General features: G+C 72.7%; 23 protein-coding genes and 1 pseudogene. 8 read left to right on the top strand and 16 right to left on the bottom strand.

Annotated elements, in window-relative coordinates; genetic code table 11:
• Nucleotides 1–602: 602 nt before the first annotated feature.
• Nucleotides 603–1,169, bottom strand: coding sequence for an SMI1/KNR4 family protein (locus QK442_RS12355; RefSeq protein WP_282693943.1), 567 nt, complete (start codon nucleotides 1,167–1,169; stop codon nucleotides 603–605).
• 116 nt (nucleotides 1,170–1,285) lie between these two features.
• The gene (locus QK442_RS12350; protein WP_282693942.1) at nucleotides 1,286–1,843 is read right to left on the bottom strand and encodes a TetR family transcriptional regulator C-terminal domain-containing protein; all 558 of its coding nucleotides are present in this window, start codon (nucleotides 1,841–1,843) and stop codon (nucleotides 1,286–1,288) included.
• 72 nt (nucleotides 1,844–1,915) lie between these two features.
• Here QK442_RS12350 and QK442_RS12345 point away from each other — a divergent pair, with 72 nt between their 5' ends.
• Nucleotides 1,916–3,073: an FAD-dependent monooxygenase gene (locus QK442_RS12345; RefSeq protein ID WP_282693941.1), complete on the top strand. Its 1,158-nt coding sequence runs from the start codon at nucleotides 1,916–1,918 to the stop codon at nucleotides 3,071–3,073.
• Between the two features lie 31 nt (nucleotides 3,074–3,104).
• Here the strand turns inward: QK442_RS12345 and QK442_RS12340 are convergent, their stop codons facing one another.
• The gene (locus QK442_RS12340) at nucleotides 3,105–3,560 is read right to left on the bottom strand and encodes a helix-turn-helix domain-containing protein (RefSeq protein ID WP_282693940.1); all 456 of its coding nucleotides are present in this window, start codon (nucleotides 3,558–3,560) and stop codon (nucleotides 3,105–3,107) included.
• An 87-nt stretch (nucleotides 3,561–3,647) separates the two neighbouring features.
• Here QK442_RS12340 and QK442_RS12335 point away from each other — a divergent pair, with 87 nt between their 5' ends.
• Nucleotides 3,648–4,481: an alpha/beta hydrolase gene (locus tag QK442_RS12335; protein ID WP_282693939.1), complete on the top strand. Its 834-nt coding sequence runs from the start codon at nucleotides 3,648–3,650 to the stop codon at nucleotides 4,479–4,481.
• A 51-nt stretch (nucleotides 4,482–4,532) separates the two neighbouring features.
• On the opposite strand, the gene fabV is transcribed toward QK442_RS12335, so the two are convergent.
• The gene (gene fabV, locus QK442_RS12330) at nucleotides 4,533–5,747 is read right to left on the bottom strand and encodes an enoyl-[acyl-carrier-protein] reductase FabV (protein ID WP_282693938.1); all 1,215 of its coding nucleotides are present in this window, start codon (nucleotides 5,745–5,747) and stop codon (nucleotides 4,533–4,535) included.
• 659 nt (nucleotides 5,748–6,406) lie between these two features.
• Nucleotides 6,407–7,174, bottom strand: coding sequence for a class I SAM-dependent methyltransferase (locus tag QK442_RS12320; RefSeq protein ID WP_282693937.1), 768 nt, complete (start codon nucleotides 7,172–7,174; stop codon nucleotides 6,407–6,409).
• A 162-nt stretch (nucleotides 7,175–7,336) separates the two neighbouring features.
• Here QK442_RS12320 and QK442_RS12315 point away from each other — a divergent pair, with 162 nt between their 5' ends.
• The gene (locus QK442_RS12315) at nucleotides 7,337–7,957 is read left to right on the top strand and encodes a hypothetical protein (protein ID WP_282693936.1); all 621 of its coding nucleotides are present in this window, start codon (nucleotides 7,337–7,339) and stop codon (nucleotides 7,955–7,957) included.
• A 32-nt stretch (nucleotides 7,958–7,989) separates the two neighbouring features.
• Here QK442_RS12315 and QK442_RS12310 read toward each other — a convergent pair whose 3' ends face one another.
• The gene (locus tag QK442_RS12310) at nucleotides 7,990–8,556 is read right to left on the bottom strand and encodes a type 1 glutamine amidotransferase domain-containing protein (protein WP_282693935.1); all 567 of its coding nucleotides are present in this window, start codon (nucleotides 8,554–8,556) and stop codon (nucleotides 7,990–7,992) included.
• Nucleotides 8,557–8,757: 201 nt separating this feature from the next.
• On the opposite strand from QK442_RS12310, the gene QK442_RS12305 reads away from it, so the two are divergent.
• Together QK442_RS12305 and QK442_RS12300 are read left to right on the top strand one after the other, a co-directional pair.
• Complete coding sequence (locus QK442_RS12305; RefSeq protein WP_282693934.1) at nucleotides 8,758–9,960, top strand: MFS transporter; 1,203 nt, start codon at nucleotides 8,758–8,760, stop codon at nucleotides 9,958–9,960.
• A 78-nt stretch (nucleotides 9,961–10,038) separates the two neighbouring features.
• Nucleotides 10,039–10,788, top strand: coding sequence for an aldo/keto reductase (locus tag QK442_RS12300; protein WP_282693956.1), 750 nt, complete (start codon nucleotides 10,039–10,041; stop codon nucleotides 10,786–10,788).
• Between the two features lie 12 nt (nucleotides 10,789–10,800).
• On the opposite strand, the gene QK442_RS12295 is transcribed toward QK442_RS12300, so the two are convergent.
• From QK442_RS12295 to QK442_RS12285, 3 genes are all read right to left on the bottom strand, one after another.
• Nucleotides 10,801–11,787: an aldo/keto reductase gene (locus QK442_RS12295; RefSeq protein ID WP_282693933.1), complete on the bottom strand. Its 987-nt coding sequence runs from the start codon at nucleotides 11,785–11,787 to the stop codon at nucleotides 10,801–10,803.
• A 211-nt stretch (nucleotides 11,788–11,998) separates the two neighbouring features.
• On the bottom strand, nucleotides 11,999–12,358 hold the full coding sequence (locus QK442_RS12290; protein ID WP_282693932.1) for a hypothetical protein: 360 nt from the start codon (nucleotides 12,356–12,358) through the stop codon (nucleotides 11,999–12,001).
• 127 nt (nucleotides 12,359–12,485) lie between these two features.
• Entirely contained in the window at nucleotides 12,486–13,784 is a 1,299-nt protein-coding gene (locus QK442_RS12285) for an MFS transporter (RefSeq protein ID WP_282693931.1), read from the bottom strand.
• Between the two features lie 120 nt (nucleotides 13,785–13,904).
• Here QK442_RS12285 and QK442_RS12280 point away from each other — a divergent pair, with 120 nt between their 5' ends.
• Complete coding sequence (locus tag QK442_RS12280) at nucleotides 13,905–14,477, top strand: GNAT family N-acetyltransferase (protein WP_349239648.1); 573 nt, start codon at nucleotides 13,905–13,907, stop codon at nucleotides 14,475–14,477.
• 47 nt (nucleotides 14,478–14,524) lie between these two features.
• Here QK442_RS12280 and QK442_RS12275 read toward each other — a convergent pair whose 3' ends face one another.
• From QK442_RS12275 to QK442_RS12250, 6 genes and pseudogenes are all read right to left on the bottom strand, one after another.
• Nucleotides 14,525–15,133 carry a hypothetical protein gene (locus tag QK442_RS12275; RefSeq protein ID WP_282693929.1) on the bottom strand — a complete coding sequence of 203 codons (609 nt, stop codon included), beginning with the start codon at nucleotides 15,131–15,133 and terminating at the stop codon, nucleotides 14,525–14,527.
• A gap of 74 nt (nucleotides 15,134–15,207) precedes the next feature.
• Nucleotides 15,208–16,449 carry an MFS transporter gene (locus QK442_RS12270; protein WP_282693928.1) on the bottom strand — a complete coding sequence of 414 codons (1,242 nt, stop codon included), beginning with the start codon at nucleotides 16,447–16,449 and terminating at the stop codon, nucleotides 15,208–15,210.
• Nucleotides 16,446–17,789, bottom strand: coding sequence for a GH1 family beta-glucosidase (locus QK442_RS12265; RefSeq protein ID WP_282693927.1), 1,344 nt, complete (start codon nucleotides 17,787–17,789; stop codon nucleotides 16,446–16,448). Before QK442_RS12265 ends, QK442_RS12270 begins: the two co-directional genes overlap by 4 nt.
• 94 nt (nucleotides 17,790–17,883) lie before the next feature.
• Complete coding sequence (locus QK442_RS12260; protein WP_282693955.1) at nucleotides 17,884–18,705, bottom strand: alpha/beta hydrolase-fold protein; 822 nt, start codon at nucleotides 18,703–18,705, stop codon at nucleotides 17,884–17,886.
• Between the two features lie 150 nt (nucleotides 18,706–18,855).
• A pseudogene (locus tag QK442_RS12255) lies at nucleotides 18,856–19,950 on the bottom strand (hypothetical protein); the annotation flags it as partial.
• Nucleotides 19,951–20,100: 150 nt separating this feature from the next.
• Nucleotides 20,101–20,646 (bottom strand): GNAT family N-acetyltransferase, encoded by a 546-nt coding sequence (locus tag QK442_RS12250; RefSeq protein WP_282693926.1) that lies wholly within the window; start codon nucleotides 20,644–20,646, stop codon nucleotides 20,101–20,103.
• A 152-nt stretch (nucleotides 20,647–20,798) separates the two neighbouring features.
• Here QK442_RS12250 and QK442_RS12245 point away from each other — a divergent pair, with 152 nt between their 5' ends.
• Nucleotides 20,799–21,347, top strand: coding sequence for a GNAT family N-acetyltransferase (locus tag QK442_RS12245; protein ID WP_282693925.1), 549 nt, complete (start codon nucleotides 20,799–20,801; stop codon nucleotides 21,345–21,347).
• 508 nt (nucleotides 21,348–21,855) lie between these two features.
• Here QK442_RS12245 and QK442_RS12240 read toward each other — a convergent pair.
• The gene (locus QK442_RS12240) at nucleotides 21,856–22,074 is read right to left on the bottom strand and encodes a hypothetical protein (protein ID WP_282693924.1); all 219 of its coding nucleotides are present in this window, start codon (nucleotides 22,072–22,074) and stop codon (nucleotides 21,856–21,858) included.
• A gap of 145 nt (nucleotides 22,075–22,219) precedes the next feature.
• Here QK442_RS12240 and QK442_RS12235 point away from each other — a divergent pair, with 145 nt between their 5' ends.
• On the top strand, nucleotides 22,220–23,344 hold the full coding sequence (locus QK442_RS12235) for a polysaccharide lyase 6 family protein (protein ID WP_282693923.1): 1,125 nt from the start codon (nucleotides 22,220–22,222) through the stop codon (nucleotides 23,342–23,344).
• Nucleotides 23,345–23,353: the final 9 nt, after the last annotated feature.

The following is a 23,353-nucleotide window of genomic DNA, read 5'->3' as shown; positions in this document are numbered from 1 at the left end:
GCCTTCCCGGCCGTTGGGCCGTTCCGACGGGTGAGACTTTAGCGGATTCCCCGCCCCCGATGCGAATCGGGCGGCATGCGCCCAAGCCACTTCGGCTGGGGTCCTCCATTCCATAAAGCTCACAAAAGCAAGACGGCGCGACGAATCGCAGCCGTCAGGCTGAGTGGGTCTTGCGGAATGGCTGTCCGGGGCCGACCGAGGTCGGTGCTCACGTCGGACAACTCGGAGGACAGTACGGATCTGGTAATCCCATGTCAACTTCGGTCTCTGTAGGCAGCAGAGTCTGGGCGATTTTCCCGTGCCATGACCGCCCGACAGCGGTCCGTTGCCCTGCGGGTTCCCCTAGCGGGCGGGGGCGTGCAGCCACGCCCCGTACCCTCCGGCGGGCAAGGATCGTAAGCGCGGCCAGGATGCAGGACGGCGGCGGCAAGTCCAGACCCGGGTCGGCCAGGCCGAGCAGCTGGCCCGCGCCGACATCTCGGGCGAGCCCGCGGAACGAAGCCGAGAGGTACGGCGATGCTGGAGGCATGGGGCGACGTGGAGGCCCTGCGTACCGAGCTCGCGACCCTGCTGGTCCGGCACGACTCCGCGCGGCTTCGGGCTCAGAGCGCTCCCGTAGGACTGCTGCGCCGGCTTCCACCCGGTGCGACGTCGTCGGAGTCGAGAGTGAAAGCGCTGCTTGCGGTGAGTTCCTCTACGAACGTCCTGAAGTCACCGGCCAGGGCGAGTTCGGTGCCGAGCTCGGCGTCGAACCAGGTGATCGAGGGGTCGCCGTCCGGGCCGCAGGCCCGGTAGTCGAGACCGATCCAGTAGTGCCCGTCCCCGGAGAGGAGCACGATCGGCGACGGCAGCCCCCATTCGGTGACCAGGTAGGGCGTGTCGAGCAGCGACGTCGTCTCCTCGTACCTCCCGATGCCCATCAGGATGTCGAAGGGAACGTGGTCTTCGCTCCACGAGGTCGGCCGACGGGTGGGGAACGCATCGTGATCGGCGGCCGCGATGCCGCCGTTCTGGACCCGCAGGAGGTCGAGCAGGGCCGCGGGCAGCGTCACGCCGAGCACGCCCTCGGCTTCCCTCACCGCCGCGTCCGTCAGAGGCGGCGGAATGCTGCCGGCACCACCGCCACCCCTGGCCCAGAACGTCGTCAAGACCTCGTCGAATCGCGCCATGCCGGGCAGCCTACGGCTTGGCCTCGAGATCGTTCGCTGGTCCGGGGAAGGTCCGGGGAAGGAGCTCCTTATAAGGGGCCCGCACAGGCGGGGAGCAGGCCAGTGGGGTCCGCCATCTAGCGGAGGGCCGCGGTGACCAGGCCTTCGAGGGCCTCGCGCGGTACCTCCCCGCTGCTTGCCAGCCGGTCGAAGACCAGGCCGTCGATGCAGGCCAGCAGGGTGTCGGTGCGGTTCTCGACGTCCGTCACGCCGTGCGCGGCGAGGAACTGCCGGACGGCCTCGCGGCCGGCGTTCTCGCGGGGGACGAGGATCTCGCGCAGCTCGGGGTCGCGGACGCTCTCGACGGCGCAGGCGTAGCGGGCCAGCGAGCGGCGGCGGCCTTCTCCGGTGAGGCGGTGGCGGGTGAGCAGTTCGATGCCGTCCACCAGTTCCTCGACGGTGCGCAGGGGCGGGAGGTGTTCGGCCATCGTCTGCAGTTCCGTCTGGTCGAGGTGGACCAGACGGGTGACGAGTGCGGTGAGCAGCGCGGCACGGGTGCGGAAATAGGCCGAGGTGGTGCCGGGGGGCATGGCCGCTTGGCGGTCCACCGCACGGTGGGTCAGGCCGCGGATCCCTTCGTCGGCGAGTACGTCGAGAGCCGCGTCCGCGAGGTGGGTACGACGATCCGAAGCCATGACCTCCTTTCTACACCTGTAGAGGATTGGGTAGGGTCTTTTTCTACAGGTGTAGAAGGAAGGGGGTCCGGTATGGGCAGGACGGCAGTGGTGGTCGGGGGCGGCATCGGCGGGCTGGCCGCCGCGGTCGGGCTGCGTCGTATCGGCTGGGACGTGACGGTCGTCGAGCGCGCCTCCTCGCTCGACGACGCGGGGGCGGGCATCTCGCTGGCCGCCAACGGTCTGCGGGCCCTGGACGAGCTCGGTGTCGGTGAAGCGGTGCGGGGTGCTTCGCGGGGCCAGTACAGCGGCGGTACCCGCACGCCTCGGGGCGGTTGGCTGACCCGGATGGACGGGGCGGCCCTGGAGAGGGCGGTGGGCACGCCGATCACGGGCATTCCCCGCTCCGCCTTGCACCAGTTGCTGCGCGACTCGTTGCCCGCCGAGACGCTGCTGATCGGCTCGGAGGTGGTCTCCTTCGAGCCGATCGGCCCCGGGAGGGTTCGCGTCGGCTGCCGTGACACGGTGCTGGACGCCGATCTGGTGGTGGCGGCCGACGGCGTCGGCAGCGGGCTGCGCAGCCGTCTCTTTCCCGCCCATCCCGGTCCGGCCCACAGCGGCTCGACGGTGCTGCGCGGCATCACGGAGCGACCGGTCGGACTGCGCACGGACTTCGAGCTGACCTGGGGGCAGGGGGCCGAGTTCGGGCACATCGCCTTCCAGGACGGGCGGGCCGAGTGGCATGCGGTCCTGAGCCTTCCCGCCCGTACACGGTTCGCCGACCCGCTGGCCGAAGTGCGCCGGCGCTTCCACGGCTGGCACGACCCGATCCCCGCGCTGCTCGACGCCACCCGGCCCGAGGCCGTGCTGCACCACGACGTGAACGAACTCCGCACGCCGCTCCCCTCGTACGTGGTCGGGCGGGTGGCACTGCTCGGCGACGCGGCCCACGCGATGACCCCGCATCTCGGGCAGGGCGCCTGTCAGGCGCTGGAGGACGCGGTCACCCTGGCTGCCGCGCTCGCCACAGCGCCCACGGTCGAAGCCGGGCTCGCCCGCTACGACGCCGAGCGTCGGCCTCGCAGCCAGGCCGTCGCACGGGCCGCCCGGCAGGCCGGACGGATGGGCCAGCGGCTCTCCCACCCCCTGGCCGTCGCCCTGCGCAACACGGCGATGCGGTTGACGCCCTCCTCGCTCGCCACCCGCATGATCCTCCGGCACCACGTCTGGACCCCGCCCCAGTTGCCCTGATCCGGTTCTCGTCCCGCCGCGCCGACGCCCTTCAGGACGGGCGGACCCGGCTGACGGACTCCAGGACCGAGGCCAGGAAGCGGCGTACCGTCTCCAACTCCTCTGCCTCGAAACCCTCGGCGGCCTTCACCACTTCACCGATCACCGGTCCGAAGAAGGCCCAGCCGAGTTCCGTGGCCTTCTCCTCCACCTCCAGCAGTACGCGCCGCCGATCGGTGGTGTCCCTGGTGCGCCGGACCAGCCCGAGCCGCTCCAGCCGGTCCACCAGGGCGGTGGTTCCGGCGGAGTTCAGGCGCAGTTGCTCACCGAGCCGGCCGGGGGTGGGGCGGGTACCGGCCCGGGCCGCGTCCAGCAGGTGGACCAGTGCGCGCACATCGGTGGGGTGCAGCCCGTGGCGCGTGGCGAACTCGGCGCCCAGCAGGTCGAGTTCCACGGTCACCGCGCGCAGCAGGTGGACCAGTTCCTTCGCCGGGCCCTGATCGTCCATGCCCATTCCTTCCGTGCCCGTTCCTTCCGTTCCCCTCCGTTCCGGGCATAATATCTCGCCGAGCGAGATAATCGTTGAGCGAGAGGAATGCCCGTGACTCCGTCCGCTTTCGACTTCGCCTACGACGAGCTCCGCGCCCGCTGGCCCGCGTCCACCGAGGAGCGCGACGTCGTCACGCCGTACGGGCGCACCCGGGTCCACCTGTACGGTCCGCCGGACGGCAGTCCGCTCCTGCTGCTGCCCGGTGGTTCGGCCACCGGACTGGTCTGGTTCGCCAACGCCCCTGCTCTCGGCAGGCGTTACCGGGTCCACGCGGTGGATCTGATGGGCGACGCCGGCCGCACCGAACGACGGGGGGCGCCTTTGAAGAGCGCCGCCGATCCGACCGCCTGGCTGGACGCGCTGCTGGACGGCCTCGGGCTCGTCCGCACCCACATGTGCGGTCATTCGTACGGCGCCTGGCTGGCCGTCAGGTACGCCCTGCACGCGCCGCAGCGGGTCGACCGTCTCGCCCTCGTCGATCCCACTCAGGTCTTCGCCGGGTTCCGCCCCGGTTATCTGCTGCGCGCACTGCCCGCCCTGATCCGCCCGAGCGAGGCCCGGGCCCGCGCCTTCCTCGCCTGGGAGACGGCGGGCACCGACCCGGATGAGACGTGGCAGCGCCTCTACGCGCTGGCCACCACCGTTCCCGGCCGCAAGCTCGTCGTCGGCGGCCGCCCCCGGACCGCCGGTCTCCGTGTGCCGGTGCTGACCCTGCTCGCGGAGCGCAGTCGCGCCCACCGCTCCGCCGAGGTCGCCGAGCGGGCCCGCCGGCTGCTCCCGCAGGGTGAGGTGGCCCTGCTTCCCGGGGCCACCCACCACTCCCTGCCCCTCACGGCGCCGGAGCTGCTGAACGACCGGCTGATGGAGTTCCTGGGCTGACAGGACCGGATGGTCGGAGCCGTCGCGCCTCCCGGGCGGGGACGGTTCGGGTCAGGCGGTGGGGTCGGGCCAGGGGACATCGGTCTCGACGGCGGCGGTGTAGTCGACGCCGGGGACGGAGAAGCCGTAGAGGCGGCGGACTTCATCGCCGAACCAGTCGAGGTCGGCGAGGTCGGTGACGGTGTCACTGGTGGCGGCGGCCCAGCGTTCGGCGACGGCGTTCTGCACGGCGGGGTCGAGTTCCCAGGTGTCGAGGCGGACCCGGCCCTCCTCGTCGAGAGCGAGGGGCCTGACACCTGTCAACTGGTCCCATAGCTGCACCAGTTGCCCGACCGGGGCCACCATGGCGTCGCCGAGGACACCACGCAGCAGCCCGACGTACAGGGCGATGCCGGGGATGGCGGTGGAGGACTGGGTGACGGCAGCCGCGTTGACCGAGGTCACGGCCCTGCCTCCCACGGTCTTGGCGAGGCGCTCGTCCAGCGTGCGTGCGGTGGCCTCCAGATGGGACTTCGCGGCGCCGATGGTGCCCTGCCGGTAGATCGCCGCGGTGAGCGGCGAGCCGATGTAGGACAGGGCGGCGGTGGTGAAGCCGTCGGCGAGCAGCGACCGCTCGGCCAGGAACGTGATCCACCGTTCCCAGTCGGCGCCGCCCATCACCTCCACGGTCTGTGCGATGTCGTCGCCCTCGGCCGGCGCGGTGGTGACCTCCTTGACCTCCGGAGCGCCGTTCTCGTCGAAGACGAGGGTCTTGGTGGTGTGCGGCGAACCGACCGGCTTGAGGACCGAGGCGTACACGTCGCCGGTGTCCGGGTCGGTGCGGCGGGGCGCGGCCACCGAGTAGACCAGGAAGTCGAGCCGTCCCCCGAACCGCTCGGCGAGGAGGTCGGCGACCTGCTCCTTGACGGTGTCGCTGAACGCGTCACCGTTGAGGAAGACCATGTCCCGCCCGTGCTCTCGGGCGAGCCGGGCGGTGGCGGCGGTGCGGTACCAGCCGGCCGTTCCGGTACGCCGTGCGGGCGCCTTCTCGAAGCACACGCCGATGCCGCGGATACCGGCACGGGCCAGGCCCGCGATCGTGGCGGCCAGGCCGTACCCGGCGGACGAGCCGATCACCAGGGCCACCGGCCCTTCACCCCCCGCCGGGACCGAGGCCGGAGCCGGGACGGCCTGCCACGTCTCGTCCACCAGTCGCCGGCAGCCGCCGGGGTGGGAGTCGAGGAACAGGAAGCCCCGGCTCTTGGGTGTGATGACGCGTTCGCTCACGGTGTGGTCTCCCAGGGGTCGTCACGGAGAGGGACGCGGCGGCCTCGCCCCGGTCGCCCCGTCCCGTCAGTCTGCGGCCGCGCGAGGGGATCGGGTGATCTTGACCGGGCACAACGATGCCCTGCCGGGCTTGGAGGGTTCCCACCAGTCCCGGCGGGGGGCAGGCGGGCCGCTCCTTGGGCGAGGTCTCGCCGAGCGCCGCCGGCTGATCAACCTCGCGTACCCGATGCTGGGGTCCCCGGCCGAGGCCGAGGACATCGCCCAAGGAGACGTACGCCCGCTGGTACGACGGACGACAGCACGACCGACCCGGCCGACCTCATAAGGCAGTTCAAGAAGGGCGGGGAGGCCAGGGGCATCTCCGCCCTCATCGGCCTGCCCGACCCTGGTGCCGTCGGTGACTGCGGCGGACTCGTCACGGCCACGCTCCACCCGGTCGAGGGGGCCGAGCCCGTCCCCCGCTTCCTCGCCGACCGGACCCTCCCGGGCCGGCTCACGGTCCGGGAGTGCACGGTCAACGGCCGGCCCGGCCTGGCGGAGCTCGCAGCGCTGGACTCCTCGCTTCCTCGCCACACCGCGGCGGCGGCGTACCTCCACGAGCGCGACCGCCTGACGCGTCGGACCGCCCGGCTCAACGCCCGTCGGGAAGCGGGAGAGCGCTAGCGGTCCGGCGCCGCCGGAGGAACCTCGACGACGAAGAAGAGGAAGCAGGGGGTGGTCGCGAGGCCGTGGAAGTCGTCGGGGAAGAGTGCGCGGGCGGCCGGATCGGGCTGCGGCTCGCTGAGGGCGGAAAGGCGGAAGCCCGCGGTGGTGAGGGCTTCGGTCATCTCGTGCAGCGGCTTGCGCCAGAACTTCATGGGGGCGGACCGCCCGCCGAGCGTCCAGTCGAAGGTGTAGCTGGTGGTCGCGAAGTAGTCGGGCCGGGGTTCCTGGAAGGTGTAGGCCACGAAGGGGTGGTCGACCGACGCGATCAGCCGGCCGCCGGGCCTGAGCACCCGCCGCAGTTCGGCCAGTGTCGGGCCCCAGTCCTCCAGGTAGTGCAGCACCAGCGACGCGACCACGTCGTCGAACGCGCCGTCTTCGAACGGCAGTCGGTCGCGCAGGTCGGCCCGGTGGAGGGGTACGTCGGCACCGAGCCGCCGCCTGGCCAGCGCCAGCATCCCGGCGCTGGCGTCGATGCCGGTGACGACCGCGCCGCGGTCGCGCAGCGCGGCGGACAGGGGGCCCGAGCCGCAGCCGGCGTCCAGGACCCGCCGGCCGGCCACCTCTCCGGCCAGGGCCAGCATCGCGGGCCGCTCGTAGTACGCGTTCACGAGACTGTGCTCGTTCTCCGTCGCGTACGCCTCGGCGAAGTCGTCGTAGTCGTTCACGCGGGCCGGTTCTGCGGGTGGGGCGAGGCTCTCGGGTCTGTCTGCGGCTCGGTCCATCACCGCAGCTTATGAGGGGCGTGATCCGATGGACAGGCCCTCCCTGCATGACTGTTGGCCAGGTCGTCACGCTCCGGTGGCCGTCCGGCCGACGATCATGGTCGGTCGACGGTGCCTATGATGGCGCCGATGATCCAGCCTGCCTGATACGGGGGCTACTTGATGACGGTACGAGACATACGGGCGGCCGCGCGGCTCATAGGGCGCCGCAACGCCCTGCGTTACCTGGCGATCGGAGCGGCCTCCACCCTCGTCGCGGCCTGCACCGGCGAGGGCGGGAAGGCGGCACCGGCGGGCGGGGCGGCGACCGGGACCGGTCCCGTCCCCTCCCCGACCACGGCCGGTGTGATGAGCCGGGCCTTCGACGCCTTCGTCAAGGGCAAGTGGACCCTGGAGTCCACGACCCCCGGGGGCGAGACGGTCAAGGGCACGGTGACCGTGCTGGCGGACGGCGGCGGCAACGGCGGTTTCACCCTCGTCTGGGCCGGTGAAGGCACCTCCGTCACCTGGTCCGGCGGCTGGCTGCTGCGCGGCGGCCACCTGCGCGTCGACGTGTACGACGCGCCCCAGGACGTGGACAAACTGACCGGCGGCGAGGCCCTCACCGTCCCCAAGGAGGTCGAGGAAGGCGCGTCCCTCCTGCTCCCCTGGAAGCCTCCGGGCCACCACGGCACCGGCGACGGCCAGCAGTTGAAGGTCACCTACAAGAACGACGTCCTGCGCATCGTTCACACGGAGCGGGGCGGCAGCGAGTCCGTCCACGTCTGCACCCGCGTCGCCTGATCCGCCCCGCCCCCTTGTAGCTCCGCCTTGTCTCAGGCCGGGGACCGGGCCTGGACGGCCTGGACGAGGGCCGAGGAGAAGGCGTCGAGGTCGCCCGGCCTGCGGGAGGTGATCAAGGGGAAGCCGCCGTCCGTGTCGACGACGACCTTCCGGTCGATCCAGCTGCCGCCGGCGCGGGAGAGGTCCTGCCGCAGCGAGGGGTACGAGGTGACCTCCCGGTCGGTGACGAGGCCGGCGTCGGCCAGCAGCCAGGGGCCGTGGCAGATGGCGGCCACCGGCTTGCCCGCCTCGGCGAACGCGGTCACGAGCCGTCGCGCGTCCTCGTCGGTACGCAGGGTGTCGGCGTTGACGGTGCCGCCGGGGACCACGACCGCGTCGAACTCGTCGGCCTCGACGTCCGCGATGACCGTGTCGGGTGCGATCTCGGCGCCCGGTTCCCGGTCGGAGACGAGGGTCCGTACGGGCTTCTCCTCCTGGGCGGCGACGGTGACACGGGCGCCCGCCTCGCGCAGCGCCTCCACCGGTTTGCGCAGCTCCCGTTCATCCGTTCCGTAGTTCGTGGTCAGAACCAGGACGCGCCGTCCGTCGAGCAGCGACATGGCCGACTCCTCCCGTCGAGGGGCGTACGCCGTCACCCCTGCGCCTCACCCCTCGCTCCGGCCTCAAACGTCGGCAGCTCACGCATGCGATCACCGTCATCCCGAGTGCAGCGACTACCCACGTTTACACTTATGGCGCGTCTGCAATTATTGTTGAGGCGAGTAAAGAGCTCAATCAAGTATTTACGGAAGGGCTGAGCCATGCCGCTCGCACTCCTCGCCCTGGCAGTCGGGGCCTTCGGGATCGGCACGACCGAGTTCGTGATCATGGGACTGCTGCCGGAGATCGCCGCCGACTACGGTGTCTCCATCCCCGCCGCGGGCCTGCTGGTCACCGGGTACGCGCTCGGCGTCGTCGTCGGCGCGCCGCTGCTGACCGTCCTCGGCAACAAGGTGAGCCGCAAGCGGATGCTCATGCTGCTGATGGGACTTTTCGTGCTCGGCAACGTGCTCTCCGCCCTCGCACCGGACTTCGGGACGATGCTGACCGGTCGCGTGATCGCCTCGCTCGCCCACGGCTCGTTCTTCGGGATCGGGTCCGTGGTCGCCGCCGGCCTCGTCTCCCCGGACAGGAAGGCCGGCGCCATCGCCACCATGTTCACCGGCCTGACGGTCGCCAACGTCGTCGGCGTACCGCTCGGCACCTTCATCGGGCAGGCGGTCGGCTGGCGCACCACCTTCGCGATCGTCGCCCTGCTCGGGGTGATCGGCCTCCTCGGCATCGCCAGGCTCGTGCCCGCCCTGCCCCGCCCCGAGGGCGCCCGCCTACGCGGGGAGCTGACCGCGTTCCGCAATCCGCAGGTGCTGCTCGCGATGGCGATGACCGTGCTCGGTTTCGGCGGTGTCTTCGCCGCGATCACCTACATCGCACCGATGATGACCGAGGTCGCCGGCTACTCCGACGGCGCGGTCACCTGGCTCCTCGTCCTCTTCGGTGCCGGCATGTTCCTCGGCAACCTGCTCGGCGGCCGGTACGCCGACCGTGCGCTGATGCCCCTCCTGTACGCCACCCTCGGCGGGCTCGCGATCGTTCTCGCGCTGTTCACCGTGGCCGCCCACGACAAGGTCCTCGCCGCGATCGCCGTCCTCCTCGTCGGGGCGCTCGGCTTCGCCACCGTGCCGCCGCTGCAGAAGCGCGTCCTCGACCAGGCGCACGGCGCGCCGGCGCTGGCCTCCGCCGTCAACATCGGCGCCTTCAACCTCGGCAACGCGCTCGCCGCCTGGCTCGGCGGCCTCGTCATCGCCGCCGGCCTCGGCTACACCGCCCCGAACTGGGTCGGTGCCGCCCTCGCCGCCGCCGCGCTCGCGCTCGCCCTCTGGTCCGCCGCGCTGGAGCGCCGCGCTCCCGCGGCCGTACCGGCCGAGGCGTCCGCCGTCCCCGTCCGTACCCCCGTACACCACTGAGCCCCTCCCTCCCCCACCGATGAAGAAAGGCCCGCACGCCATGGCACCGTCCGCCGCCCCGCGCTCCCCACCGTCACCCTGAACAACGGCGTCGAGATCCCCCGGCTCGGCTTCGGCGTCTTCCAGGTCCCCGACGACGAGACCGCCGCCGTCTACGGCAACGAGGCCGGCGTCGGCCGTGCGCTCGCCGCCTCCGGGCTGCCCCGCGAGGAGCTGTTCGTCACCACCAAGGTGTGGAACGCCGACCAGGGGTACGACGCCACCCTGCGCGCCTTCGACGCCGGCCTCGCCAGGCTCGGTCTCGACCACGTCGACCTGTACCTCGTCCACTGGCCCGCTCCCGCCCGCGACCTGTACCGCGACTCCTGGCGGGCCCTGGAGCGCCTCGCCGAGGAGGGCCGTGTCCGTGCGGCGGGCGTCTCCGACTTCCAGCCCGCTCACCTGCGGCGGCTCCTCGACGGGGCGACGCTGACACCGGCCGTCAACCAGATCGAGCCGCACCCCGGCCTCCAGCAGGCCGCGCTGCGCGCGTTCCACGCCGAGCACGGCATCGCCACCGAGGCGTGGAGCCCGCTCGCCCAGGGCGCGGTCCTCGACGAGCCGGCCCTCGCGGCCATCGCCACCGACCACGGCAAGTCCCCCGCCCAGGTCGTGCTGCGCCGGCACCTGCAGCTCGGCACCGTCGTCATCCCCAAGTCGGTCACCCCGGCCCGCATCCGCGAGAACCTCGACGTCCTCGGCTTCTCCCTGTCGGACGAGGAGATGCGTACCGTCGCCGGTCTCGACCGCGGTCTGCGCACGGGCCCGCACCCCGACGAGTTCCACTGACGCCGGCTCGGCTCAGTTGCCGACGAAGGTGAGGCTGGTCGCGTCGTAGCGGGTGCCCGCGATCCGCTCGGGCGGGGCGGCGGCCTCGATGGCGGCGAGGTCCTCGGCGGACAGCTCGACGGCCAGGGCCGCGAGGTTTTCCTCCAGGTGGTGCTGCCGCCGGGTGCCGGGGATCGGCACCACGTCGTCACCCCGGTGCTGCACCCAGGCCAGGGCGAGCCGGCCGGCGGTGACCCCCTTCGCATCGGCGAGCTCGTTCAGTTTCGCGACGACCGCCAGGTTGCGTTCGAGGTTGCCGTCGGCGAAACGCGGCTGGGTGCGCCGTACATCGGTCTCGGCCAGCCCTTCGAGCGAGCTGTACCGGCCGGTCAGGAAGCCGCGGCCGAGCGGGGAGAACGGGACCAGGCCGATGCCGAGTTCGCGGCAGACCGGGGCGATCTCCGCCTCCAGGTCGCGGGTCCACAGCGACCACTCGCTCTGCAGCGCGGCGATCGGGTGCACCGCGTGCGCCCGCCGGACGGTGCGCGCGCCGGCCTCGGAGAGGCCGAGGTGGCGGACCTTCCCGGCCTGTACGAGTTCGGCCATCGCGCCGACGGTCTCCTCGATCGGCACCTGCGGATCGACCCGGTGCTGGTAGTAGAGGTCGATGTGGTCGACCCCGAGCCGGCGCAGCGACGCCTCGCACGCCTGGCGTACGTAGGCGGCGTCGCCCCGGACCCGGGTGGGCTCGCCCAGACGGTTGGCGAAGCCGAACTTCGTGGCCAGCACCACCTCGTCGCGGCGCCCGGCGACGGCCCGTCCGATCAGCTCCTCGTTGTGCCCGCCGCCGTAGAAGTCGGCGGTGTCCAGGAGGGTCACGCCGAGGTCGAGGGCGCGGTGCAGGGTCGCGACGGACTGCGCGTCGTCCGCGGCGCCGTAGCCGTGGCTCATGCCCATGCATCCCAGGCCCTGCGCGGAGACCGCCAGGTCGCCCAGGTACCGGGTGGGAACGTCGTTCATGCTGCTGCCTCCTGGGGTCGGGGTCGTCGCCCAGGACGCTAGGCGTTGGAGCGCGCTCCAAGTCAACCGCGGCCGTTCGCTCCCCGTGCCGGGCCGAGTCGCCGGTGCGGCTGCCGGCAAGGACGGCCTGCCGCTCCGGGAGCGGCTGAGCGCCCCTGCCTCTCCCGGAGGGCCGTCCCGTCGGCGCACCGCTTCTTGACCGTCGGCCGTCCTACTCGGCGATCGGGGCGTCGAAGCGTACCGAGCGGACCTCCAGGGTGTCCTTGGCCGGCTTTCCGTGGGCCCTCAGCCGCCATTCGGGACCCTGGCAGCTCGCGCCGAGGTAGACGGTCACGGCGGCATCGGTGTCGTTGTGCGGGCCGTAGCCCGGCAGGTCCTCGTCGTCGCCCACGGCGTGCAGGTTGATGCACTTGCCGCCGTGCGGATCGTGCAGGGTGACGTGCTGTTCCTGGCCGTAGCCGTCGACGTACTTGTAGTGGAAGTCGCCCTGGGCCGCCTGGGCCGAACCGGCCGTCGACAGGACGAGGGCGAGGGCGCCGAGGGAAGCACCGAGGGTGGAACGCAGCTTCATGGCAGGGAGAGCCCTTCCGGAGATGATCAAGAAACAGGGCTCACCCTACGAAGCCGGGCGAAGGGCGAATCGATCCGTCAGAGCAGAGGACACCGCGCGTCGCCCCGGCGTCACCCGTTCGGCTCCCTCAGTGGTCGGCCTCCAGCAGCGAGGACTCGTCCCGCCGGTCGCGTACGGGGTGTACGGGGTCTTCCCCGCCCGGTGTCGCGGGGCGGGTCCGCTCGGCCCATGCGGCCAGCGGCGGGCCGGCGGCGCCCAGGGCCGCGAAGAGCACGCCGAGGAGGAGCCACCCCGTGTGTCCGAGCGCGAGGACCGCCCCGGTCAGGATCACGGGGGCGAGTGCCTGGCCCGCGCCGAAGCCGATGCCGAAGAAGCCCTGGTACTGCCCCTGGGCGTGGTCGGGCGCGAGACCGAAGCCGAGTGCGAAGCCGGCCGACGACTCCCACACCTCTCCGACGCTGTGGACGCACACCGCGAGGACGGCGAGCACCGGTGCGACCCACGCGGGGGCCTCGGCCGTCAGTGCCATCAGCGGGCAGCTGACGAGGAACAGGAGCCCGGCGAGGCGGAAGGCGCGGCCGCCCTGGCGTGGGGTCTCCACCCTGGAGCCGAGCCTGCTCTGGAGCAGCACGCAGACACCGCTGTTGATCGCGTAGACCGCCGCCACCGTCCAGCGCGGCGCGTCGGTGTGGGCGGTGAGCCAGATCGGCAGCAGCAGGGAGACCGTCTGGTACTGCAGGCCCATGGCGCTGTAGAGCGCGACGAAGGACACGTACGGCCGGCCGGCCAGGACGGACCACCGGCGGTGTTCCTTCGGGCGGGGCAGGGGGCGGTAGTTCGGGACGCCCAGGAACGCGATCAGCCCGGCGAGGGCGAAGCTGGCGGCGTTGGCGAGGATCAACGCGGTGTAGGCGGGGCGCGTGTTGACCTGGAGGGCGAAGGCCGCGCCCAAAGTGCCCACGACGACGCCGAGGTTGACGAAGGTGCGGAGCCTGGCCCGGAAGGCGGCCGGGCGTTCACCGCCGGCTCGCGCGATGAGTGCGCCGCCCGCCGCGTTGGCCGCCGCGGCGGCCAGTCGGTCCAGGGTGGCGACGAGCGTGAACGCCCACCAGCTGTCGATGAGGACGAAAGCCGCCATGGTGACGGCCTGCAGGGCGAGGGCCGTCAGCCAGACCGTGCGCGGCCCGTACCGGTCGGCCAGGTTCCCCGCCGGTAGGCCGACCGCCAGGCCGCTGAGACCGGCGATCGTCAGCCCCACCCCCACCTGCGCGGTCGGCAGGTGCACCACGAACGTGAAGTAGAGGATGGCGGCGGTGTTGAAGAGGCCGTTGCCCACCCTGCTGACGAAACCGGCGGTGATCAAAGCCCGCTGCGGGCCGTGGTCCGGTCCCTTGGGCACCCGCTGCTTCAGCCCCCGCCTCGTCATGCCGGTCAGGCTGACAGCGCACGTCACCACGCCGATCGGCCCCCTCGCGTCGATGACAAGGCTTCCGTGGAGCTGATGCCACCGGCCTCAAGTGGCAGGTGTGCGGCCTACGATGAGGCTGTGAACACCTCCGTCGTACTCGAGGCCGCTCCGACGCCGGCCGCTCCAGCCCTCCTCCTTCGCCCCTGGTGCGCGGAGGACGTCGCCGCGTTGGTCGAGGCGTACCGGGATCCCGTTCTCCGCCGCGGGCCGGGCTCTTCGCCGACGTGCGAGGAGGACGGGGTGAGGTGGGTGCGGGTGCAGGAGCAGGGCTGGGCGGAGGGGGTTCGGTTCGGCTTCGCCGTCCATGAGGCGGCGGACGGCGCGGCGCCGCCGCGGCTGGTGGGCAATGTGGTGCTCAAGGAGGTCGCCCCTGGCAGGCCCTCCGCCGAGGTCGGTTACTGGACGGTCGCCCAGGCCCGTGGGCGGGGCATCGCCCCTCGCGCGCTGGAGGCCCTCACCGGCTGGGCGCTCGACACCTTCCGGGGCGGGGGTCTGGAGCGCCTCGAACTCCTCCACCAGGTGGACAATCAGGCGTCCTGCCGTGTCGCGGTGAAGTGCGGCTACGCGTTCGACCGGATCCTTCCCGCGGCGCCTCCCTCTTTCCCGCTCGACGGTCATCTCCATGTACGGAGCGCGGACGCGGCGGCCTGATCCGGCTCGCCCGTGTCCTGTCGTCGGTCCTGTCGTCAGCCCTGTCCTCAGTAGGCGCCGAACGACCAGAAGACCCCGACCTCGTCGTCGTTCACCGCGATCACGCCCAAGTCCTCGAAGATGTCCAGGCCTTTGAGGTATTCGGTGGTGGCGAAGGGGTGGGACGGGGTGCGGGCGAGTCCCGCTCCGACGAAGTCCGGGGCCGGGTCGTGGGCGGCGGTCAGCGCGTTCGTCCAGTAGCCGGCGGTGGGGCCGTAGCGGTGGAGGAGGGTCCGGGCGTCGGCCAGGACGGCTTCGTGGTCGGGGCGGGAGCGGACGGGCGCGGGTTCCGCCTGCCACTCCTCCGCCATGACGGCGACGGCCGCGGCGGCCGCGGCGGCCTCCAGGGGGTACAGGCGGGAGCGGAGCTCGGGGGCAGGCGGTGGGGCGAAGGGGTAGGCGGGCCTGGCGTGGCGGACGTCGTTGTCGCGGTCCCGGTCCAGCCGGAGCCGGCCACGGGGGTCGTCCACCGAGCGGTGCATCACGGCGCGGACGTCGTGCGCCCAGTCCTCGTGCCGCCGGGGGCCGGTGGCCACGAAGGTGTACGTGTCGTCCAGGAGCCGCAGTGCCGCCGCGTCCCACGGGTCCGGGGCCGTGCCGTCATGAGGCGGAGTCACCCCGTCACCCTAACGGCCCGCGCCCGGGCGTCGGCGCGGGCTGTTCGCCGGGTGGATCGTACGACGACGGTTCCTCAGGCGACTCCCTTGATCCGCCGGACGAGCAGCGCCCCGAGCAGGCCCACCCCGGCCGCCGCCAGGTACAGCACCCGGTATCCGCCCAGGTGGTTCACGAGGGGGGCGGCCAGGGCCGGGGCGGCGACCTGGGGGAGGGAGTTCGCGATGTTGACGACCCCCAGGTCCTTGCCCCGGTCGTGGGCCGTCGGCAGGACGTCCGTCATCAGGGCGAAGTCGACGGAGGTGAAGACGCCGAAGCCGACGCCGAGCAGGGCCGCGGCGGCAAGCGTCCCGTGCCACGTCTGCCAGCCGGCCAGGAGTCCTGTCGCCACCGCCATCAGGACGCCGGACCACAGGACGAACGGCTTGCGCCGTCCGGTGCGGTCCGACCAGATCCCGCCGGCCACCACCGTGGCGAGCAGGGTCACGCCGTTCACCGCCGTCAGGATCAGCACCCCGGTCTCCGGATCCGGGTGGTGCAGCCGGTCGCGCAGGTAGTAGTAGAGGTACAGCAGGACCAGGGCGTTGCCCAGGTTGATCAGGAAGCGGGTCAGCCAGGCCCACGCCAGGTCCGGATGGGCGCGGGGGCTCAGCCGGAAGCCTGCGGCGAACCGCCGCCAGGACCAGGCCGGCCGGTCGGCGGCGGCGAGCCGCAGGTCCGGGTGGCGCAGGACGTACGGGGCGACGCCCACCAGGGTGAAGGCGGCGCAGGCCGCGTACCCGGCGCCCACCCCGCCCGCCAGGGTGGCGAGTCCCGTGCCGGCGACCACGCCGAGGATCTGCGCGGCGCCCAGCCAGCCACCCACCGCGCCCCGCTGCCGGCGCGGCACCCGGTCCGGTACGGCCGCGGTGATCGCGGCGAAGGCGGCGTTCAGCGTCAGCTGGGCCAGGCACCAGCCGAGGAAGAGCAGCGGGGCCCCGTCCGCGGTCCCGAGGAGCAGCAGGGAGAGGGCGCCGCCCGCCGTCCCCGCCACGATCCAGGGTGTGCGCCGCCCGTACCGGGAGACGGTCCGGTCCGAGAGGGCGCCGAAGAGCGGGTTGGCGACCAGGGACACCACCGCCCCGAGGCCGGTCACCCAGGCGAGCAGCGACTCCTTCGACAGGCCGGTGCCGGGGGCGAAGTCCGCGGCCTGCTGGGCGAGCAGGATCTGCAGGGGCCCGTACCAGCCCACCCAGATCGCGCCGTTGGCGAGCGACAGCGCGGCGGTCCAGCCGCGTCCGACCCGCTCGGTCGGCTCCTCCAGGGCGAGGGCCGTCATGTCCGCTGGGCCCGCAGGGCGTCCCGCAGCCAACCGTACGAGGCCTTCGGGGTGCGCGTCTGGGTCGTGTAGTCGACGTGCACGAGACCGAACCGTTTCGTGTATCCCTCGGCCCACTCGAAGTTGTCCATGAGCGACCAGACGAAGTAGCCGCGGACGTCGACGCCCGCCTCCAACGCCCGGTGCAGCGCCCGGAGATGCCCGTCCAGGTAGGTGATCCGCGCCTGGTCGTCGAGGCCTTCGTACGCGCAGCCGTTCTCCGTGATGACGAGGGGCGGGAGCCGGTCGCCGTAGCGGCCCTGGAAGGAGGTGAGGAGTTCGGTGAGCGCGTCCGGGACGACGGGCCAGCCGAAGTCCGTCACCGGATACCCCTCGATCTCCCTGACGGAGAAGGGCAGTTCGGCGGGGAGGGTGAGGCCGGAGAACTCCCCGTCCTCGGCGCGGGGCGCGCCCGCCCTCGTCGGCTGGTAGAAGTTGATCCCGTACCAGTCGAGGGTGCCCTCGGAGATCACCTTCAGGTCGGCGGCCACGTCGGCGCCCGGCATCGACTCGGCGAATCCGTCCGGGTAGCGGCCCAGGAGCAGCGGGTCGGAGAACAGCCGGTTGAGGATGGTGTCGTACAGGTCGGCGGCCTCCACGTCGGCCTGTTCGCCGGAGGCGGGCCAGGTCGGGCCGTGCGAGTTGGCGATGCCGATGTCCGTGGCGCCGGCCGCGCGCAGCGCGCCCGCGGCGAGGCCGTGCGCGAGCAGCTGGTGGTGGGCGACGGGCAGCGCGTCGAACAGCAGCTTCCGGCCGGGGGCGTGCTCGCCGAGCGCATGGCCGAGGAGGGTGTGTTCGGCGGGCTCGTTGAGGGTGATCCACTTCCGGACGCGGTCGCCGAGCCGCTCCGCGACGGTCGCGGCGTAGGCGGCGAAGCGGGACGCCGTGTCGCGCTCCAGCCAGCCGCCCGCCTCCTCGACCTCCACCGGCAGGTCCCAGTGGAACAGGGTCGGCACCGGTCGCACGCCCTGGGCGCACAGTTCGTCGACCAGCCGGTCGTAGAAGTCGAGGCCTCCGGGCCTGAGCACCCGCGGCCAGGAGATCGAGAAGCGGTACGCGTCCACGCCCAGGTCGCGGATGAGCGCCACGTCCTCGCGGTAGCGGGCCACGTGGTCGCAGGCCACGTCCGCCGTCGAGCCGTCCCTGATCCGTCCGGCCTCGGCGCTGAACACGTCCCAGACCGAGGGCGCGCGCCCTTCGACGGCGCCCTCGATCTGGTGGGCCGCCGTGGAGACACCCCACAGGAAACCGGGCGGGAACTTCGGAAGCGCGTCCGTGGTAGCTGCCATGGGCGCGATCATCGGTACCGGCGAGTAGCAAGTCAACACCCGTGCAGGTAGGTGATGTTGGCGGACGACAGCTACGCTCCCCCGGCGGCGGGCGCCCCGGACCGGTCTACAGGCCGGCCGTGATCGCCGCGCCGACGAACCGGATGGCCTCCCGTGTGCGGGGCTCGGCCGACGGCCCCGTGTGCCCCGCGCCTTCGACGAGCCGGAACTCGTGGGCGATGCCGAGTTCCGTGAGGACGCCGTGGAGATGGGCCGCCCCTTCGTGCAGGAGGAACTCGTCGTCGGCACCGCAGTCCACCAGGACGGGAAGGGCGGCGGCGCGGATCCTGTCGGCGTGGAGGCGGGCCCGCCCGTGGACGGAGTTGCCGGTGTACGTGGCGGGGTCGCCGGTCCCGTGCGCCATGGCCCGGTGCAACTCGCCCAGGACGGACGGCCGATTCGCCTCGGGAACGTCCTCGGGCGTCTCGCCGGGGAAGACGGCCGGCGAGAGCGCCGCGACCGCCGCGAACCGGTCCGGGTCGCCGAAGGCCACCTTGAGGGCGCCGTAGCCTCCCATCGACGCCCCGAAGAGGGCCGTTGTGGTGAACGGCCCGTACGTCACGGAGAGATGAGCGGCGAACTCGTCGGCGACCAGCGTCTCCCACGACTCCCCGCCCGGCCAGTCGATGTAAAAACCCCCGACCGTGGGGGTGCTCGGGCACGCGACGACGGCGCGGGGGAACTCGCCTCGCCGGTGGAGGTCTTCGTAGAAGGGCTGCGCGAGTTCGAGCGACGCCGAGGACGACATCGCGCCGTGGAGGTGAAGGACGAGCGGGAGTTCTTCCTCTTCCTTCCGGTCGACCGGGAGGAGCACCTGATACTCGACCTCGCGGCCGGCGGAGGCCGACGCGAAGCGCCCCTTGACGAGGTGCAGAGGTGTGTCGTTCATGAGTCCTTCTCGTGGAGGCGTCGAGGCGTGGAGGGGCCCGGCTCTCGCCCGTCCGGCCCTGCGGAGAGAAGGTTCCACGAGAGCGGACTTTCCGCCAGGGAATAAGGGCCTTCGGGAGCGGCGCTCCGGCCCGCCCGAGCCGCCGGCCTGGGAGCGGGTGGCGGTCGCGCAGCTGTCGCCGGCGGCCGTCCCGTCCTTGTGCTCGTCGATCGGCTTGGTGCGGTCGTACGGGTCGACCTGGCGGCTCTTGTCGGTGAGCTGCTCGTCGGCCGTGCCGAAGGGCGGGACGAAGTAGCCGGTGGGGGCGGCACAGCCGCCGTTGGTCATGTAGAGCGTGTACGAGACGAGGGACATCGTGCCCGGTTCGGTGGCGACCTTGGACGGGTCGTCCCAGCTCATCACCACTTCGCGCCGCACGATCGTGCGGACGGCCTCGGCGCTCCGCTCGTCGTCGGCCGCCGTCGCGGGAGTGACCGGGTAGACGAAGGTGACGTCCGCCGTCACCTCGACCGCGCCCCGTTTCCCCTCCCGGTACGTGAGCCGGCCGCGCGTCTCGACGACGTCGCCGACCAGCCGTGCCTGCTCGGGCCGGAAGCGGCTGAACAGCAGCAGCGGGTCGGTCGTGGGGGTGAGGGCCTTCGCCGGCAGGGCCGTACGGAGGTACTCCTGGACGTCCTTCTGGTGCGGGTTCAGCAGCGCGATCGCCTTCGTGGGCCGTTCGCCGCGCAGCACGCGGGGGTCGAGCCCGGCGGCCACCAGGAAGTCCCGGCTCTGCCGCAGGGCCCGCTCGACCTGGGCGGCGTCCATCCAGCCGGTCGGCTTGGCCGCCGGCACGGTGATCCCCTCCGCTCCGTCGGCCCAGCGGGCGGCGGGCGACCCCCGGAAGGGTTCGGCGAGGGTGGGGCGCAGGGCGGCTTCGGCGTCGGGCGCCTCCCGCGGGGTGTCCGTCTCGGCGGCCAACGGCGCCCCGCCCTGTCCGCCGTCGTCGCCGCCGAACCACCCGACGACCTCTCGCGGGAAGAGTGCCACGACCATGAGTGCCACGGCCGCCACAAGGCCGGCCACGTACAGGCCCGTCCTGCGCCGGGGCCGGGGCGGCGTGTACGTATGCCGGCCCTCCGGCTGTCCGGGGCTCTCCCTCAGCCGCCGCTCCGCCTCACGGGCGCGCGCCGACGGTTCCACGGGGGCTCCGGCCGCACCCGTCACCGACTCTCGGAGGAACCGCTCCCACTCCTCGTCGGACACGGACGGCCCGTCCTGCTCCCCGGCCCCGCTCACACCGCGCTCCCGGTCTCGCTCGAAGCCCGGCGATCCCTTGATCAGCCGATCCGACGACTCTGCAAGTGGGCCGCTCTGCCTCGTCATTCACCTCCCAGGGCGGAAACGGGTGCGACGTCAGGACGCCCGCTTCAGTCCCCAGGTCTGCAGGACGTAGGGGCGGCCCTTCTCCTCCCCCTCGATGAGGGGGACGTCGAGCAGGGTGAAGCCCGCCTTGGTGGCCACGGCGACGCTGGCGGCGTTCTCCGCCTCCAGTTCCAGGACCACCTGCTCCACCCCGAGCTCCTCGAAGGCGTACCCGGCCATGAGCCGCACCGCGCGCACGGCCAGCCCCTGGCCTCGGTGGGCCGGTCCGACGGCGTAGCCGATCTCGGCCCCGTCGGGGAGGCGCCGCAGCATCACCTCTCCGAGCGGAGCCTGACCGTCGACGGTGATCGCGAGCAGGATGGTCGCGCCCTCCGCCCGCAGTTGCCGGGCCCGCTCCAGCCGGGTGGCGGCGGCCGTCCCGTCGAACGGCGAGACGATCGGGGTCCAGTACGCGATGTCGGGGTGGTCGAACAGGTCGGGCATCGCGGGTACGTCCGTCTCGGTCCAGTCGCGCAGGACGAGACCTTCGCCCGTCAGCTCGATCCTGGCGGGGAACGGTGTGTGGGTGCTGCTCATGGGTGAGGTTCCTTCCTGGCCTCCGGGTCGAGGCAGCATAGCCGTGTGATCATCGGTTCTTCCTGCTGATATGCGGACCCCTCCCCAGGCCCGAACGGCCCCTCTTTTCTCTCCGGGCCGCCCCCCAGCGGGCGTGCGATAGGTTGCCCGCCATGACCGGACTCGGACCTGACACCTGGCCACCCGCTCCGATCACGACCGGACGGCTCGTGCTGCGCGAGTCCGAGGCCGGGGACCGTGCGGCGTTCGTCGACCTCTTCGCGTCGCCTGAGGTGGGCACGTACATCGGCGGCGCCCGGCCGCGCGACGAGCTCGAAGGCGCGGTGCCGGAGGTGCCCGGGCGGCGTCCCGGCCTTTTCGTGGTCGAACTCGACGGGGCGATGATCGGCATGATCACGCTCGACCGGCGCGACGCGGAGCGCCGCGGGCACGTCCGTCCGGAGGGCGGGGAGGCCGAGCTCGGCTATCTGTTCCTGCCGCGGGTGTGGGGGCGGGGGTACGCCGCCGAGGCGTGCGCGGCGGCCCTCGCCTGGTTCGCCGGCACGTTCCCCGGCGAGCCGGTGGTGCTCAGCACCCGGACCGCCAACGAACGCGCGATGCGCCTCGCGGCCAAGCTGGGGTTCACCGAGGTGGAACGGTTCGAGGAGTACGGCGCCGAGCAGTGGTTCGGCGTACTGTCCCCGGGCACGGCCTCCGGCTGACCTCGTCCCCGTCGGCCCCGCCCCGCCCCGGCCCGGCTCGCCGTCCGGGATCTGCCGCCGCGCGGGGCCGTCGCGCTCCTGTCCGCCGCGTGTAGCGCCCCGGGCGTCCATCCGGACGTGCACGCGACCGTCGCCGGTCTGACGCCGGCCCCGGAGATGTGGGCCCTCCTGGAGTCGGCGGTCGCCGGTGGGCCGGAGCCCGCCCGCCGCGCGCTCCTGGAGCCGACCCCGCCGACCTGGCACCGGCCCACCGGCGGCGGTACGGGAACTCGTGACCCGGCTGCCCTTCGTCCGGGCGCGGTACGCCTCGGCGGCGCGGAGCCCGGCAGCCTCCTGCACGGTGTCGTGGAGCGGCTCCTGGCCCTCGTCACGGCCGGCGAACCGGAGGGCGGCGGCCGCGAGGGAGATCTGCCGGCGCTCTGCCGACCGCACTCCCTCCTCGGCCCGTGGTACGGGAACCGCCGTCTGAGCAGGGCCCTGGCCCGGCTCCTGGCGGACGAGCCGGCCGTCACCGCCCCCCCGTACCGCCCTCCTCGTCCCGGCGATCGACCTGGAGTCGGCCGAACACGGACTCCTGCTCTCCGCAGGCGAGTTGATCGCAGCGGTCGAGGACCGGCCGGCGCTCGCGGCGCGGGTGGCCGAGGAACCGGAGGACGCACACCGGTACGGCGACCCGCTCGACGGCCCCGTCGTCGCCCTGCGCCGCCACCCGGCCCGGAAGGTTCACGAGGCGGCGTACGCGATGGATCCGAGCAACCTCCTCCGACCCTCCGGGCGGTGGGGGCGACCGCTTCCGCCGCGCGTTGGCGGGACGTCAGCGAGACGGCAGGGCGGTCGTCGAGGCCGGTGGCCGATTCACCTCAGGAGGCATCATGCGTCGACGTACGTTTCTCAAGGGGAGCCTGATGGGCGCGGCCGCCACCGCCGTCCCGCTCTCCGCCCTGCTCCCGGGGACGGCCACCGCGGCCGATCCGGTGACCGTCACCAGCGTCCCCGCGCTCCAGAGCACGATCGACGCCGCCGCTCCCGGGGACCGTATCGCCTTCGCCGCCGGCACCTACGCCGTCCCGTCGGGCGGCATCCGCGTCCGGCTGACCTGCAACGACTTCAAGCTCGCCGACAGCGCCGGGCTCGACTGGGTGACGCTCCGCGGCGACGACGTCGAGATCGACCGCAATCACTTCCGCCACCGCACCACGCAGGGCGTCTTCCTCCTCGTCGACGGCCCCGGTCACACCGCCGTGGCCCAGCGGACCCACATCTTCCGCAACTACTTCGCCGACCACTCCTCCACCGGCGCCAACGGCGGCGAGGCGATCCGCCTCGGCGTCAGCCACCGCACCCTGTCCACCGCTGGCGCCGTCGTGGAGGAGAACCTCTTCGAGCGCTGCGACGGCGATCCCGAGGCGATCTCGGTCACGTCCTCCGGCAACACCGTCCGCCACAGCACCCTCCGCGGCAGCAAGGGCGGCATCGTCCTGCGCCACGGCAACGCCACCACCGCCGAAGGCAACCACCTCCTCGGCGGCGCGAACGGCATCCGCCTGTACGGCAACGACCACCTGGTGGTGAACAACCACATCTCCGGGACGACCTCCCGGGGTCTCGTCATCGGCAGCGGCACCACCCGGGACCACCACGAGGGGGAGACCACCGAGGAGCGGCGCGGGAACGACGCCTGCGACCGGGCCGTCATCGTCCACAACACCCTCGTCGCCTCCAGCGGCAGCCTCGTCAGCCTCGGCACCACCAGCGGCTTCGTCTGGCAGGGCAACATCCTCTGGGGCTCGGCCTCCGACGGCACCATCCCGGCCGGCGGCATCCACCGCCTCACCGCCGGCAGCCCGGCCGTCGGCGCCGGCGAGTCCTCCGCCCTCGCCCCTGTCCGCCGCCCGCTGACGACGCCCGCTGACGACGGCCGACGTGGTCCCGAACGCCTCCTGAACCGACAGCGGCCGGGGCGGTACAACCCTGCGGGCGGCTCGCGCGTCTCCTAGGTGATCACT

The sequence above is a fragment of the Streptomyces sp. CC208A genome (assembly GCF_030010625.1).
Lineage (GTDB): Bacteria > Actinomycetota > Actinomycetes > Streptomycetales > Streptomycetaceae > Streptomyces.
This window is presented reverse-complemented; position numbering and strand designations above follow the sequence as displayed.

What these genes read in the sequence shown, in the direction of transcription:
- QK442_RS12355 (WP_282693943.1), bottom strand. Translation starts at nt 1,169, where the DNA reads ATGGCGCGATTCGACGAGGTCTTGACGACGTTCTGGGCCAGGGGTGGC.
- QK442_RS12350 (WP_282693942.1), bottom strand. Translation starts at nt 1,843, where the DNA reads ATGGCTTCGGATCGTCGTACCCACCTCGCGGACGCGGCTCTCGACGTA.
- QK442_RS12345 (WP_282693941.1), top strand. Translation starts at nt 1,916, where the DNA reads ATGGGCAGGACGGCAGTGGTGGTCGGGGGCGGCATCGGCGGGCTGGCC.
- QK442_RS12340 (WP_282693940.1), bottom strand. Translation starts at nt 3,560, where the DNA reads ATGGACGATCAGGGCCCGGCGAAGGAACTGGTCCACCTGCTGCGCGCG.
- QK442_RS12335 (WP_282693939.1), top strand. Translation starts at nt 3,648, where the DNA reads ATGCCCGTGACTCCGTCCGCTTTCGACTTCGCCTACGACGAGCTCCGC.
- QK442_RS12320 (WP_282693937.1), bottom strand. Translation starts at nt 7,174, where the DNA reads ATGGACCGAGCCGCAGACAGACCCGAGAGCCTCGCCCCACCCGCAGAA.
- QK442_RS12315 (WP_282693936.1), top strand. Translation starts at nt 7,337, where the DNA reads ATGACGGTACGAGACATACGGGCGGCCGCGCGGCTCATAGGGCGCCGC.
- QK442_RS12310 (WP_282693935.1), bottom strand. Translation starts at nt 8,556, where the DNA reads ATGTCGCTGCTCGACGGACGGCGCGTCCTGGTTCTGACCACGAACTAC.
- QK442_RS12305 (WP_282693934.1), top strand. Translation starts at nt 8,758, where the DNA reads ATGCCGCTCGCACTCCTCGCCCTGGCAGTCGGGGCCTTCGGGATCGGC.
- QK442_RS12295 (WP_282693933.1), bottom strand. Translation starts at nt 11,787, where the DNA reads ATGAACGACGTTCCCACCCGGTACCTGGGCGACCTGGCGGTCTCCGCG.
- QK442_RS12290 (WP_282693932.1), bottom strand. Translation starts at nt 12,358, where the DNA reads ATGAAGCTGCGTTCCACCCTCGGTGCTTCCCTCGGCGCCCTCGCCCTC.
- QK442_RS12285 (WP_282693931.1), bottom strand. Translation starts at nt 13,784, where the DNA reads ATGACGAGGCGGGGGCTGAAGCAGCGGGTGCCCAAGGGACCGGACCAC.
- QK442_RS12270 (WP_282693928.1), bottom strand. Translation starts at nt 16,449, where the DNA reads ATGACGGCCCTCGCCCTGGAGGAGCCGACCGAGCGGGTCGGACGCGGC.
- QK442_RS12265 (WP_282693927.1), bottom strand. Translation starts at nt 17,789, where the DNA reads ATGATCGCGCCCATGGCAGCTACCACGGACGCGCTTCCGAAGTTCCCG.
- QK442_RS12260 (WP_282693955.1), bottom strand. Translation starts at nt 18,705, where the DNA reads ATGAACGACACACCTCTGCACCTCGTCAAGGGGCGCTTCGCGTCGGCC.
- QK442_RS12250 (WP_282693926.1), bottom strand. Translation starts at nt 20,646, where the DNA reads ATGAGCAGCACCCACACACCGTTCCCCGCCAGGATCGAGCTGACGGGC.
- QK442_RS12245 (WP_282693925.1), top strand. Translation starts at nt 20,799, where the DNA reads ATGACCGGACTCGGACCTGACACCTGGCCACCCGCTCCGATCACGACC.
- QK442_RS12235 (WP_282693923.1), top strand. Translation starts at nt 22,220, where the DNA reads ATGCGTCGACGTACGTTTCTCAAGGGGAGCCTGATGGGCGCGGCCGCC.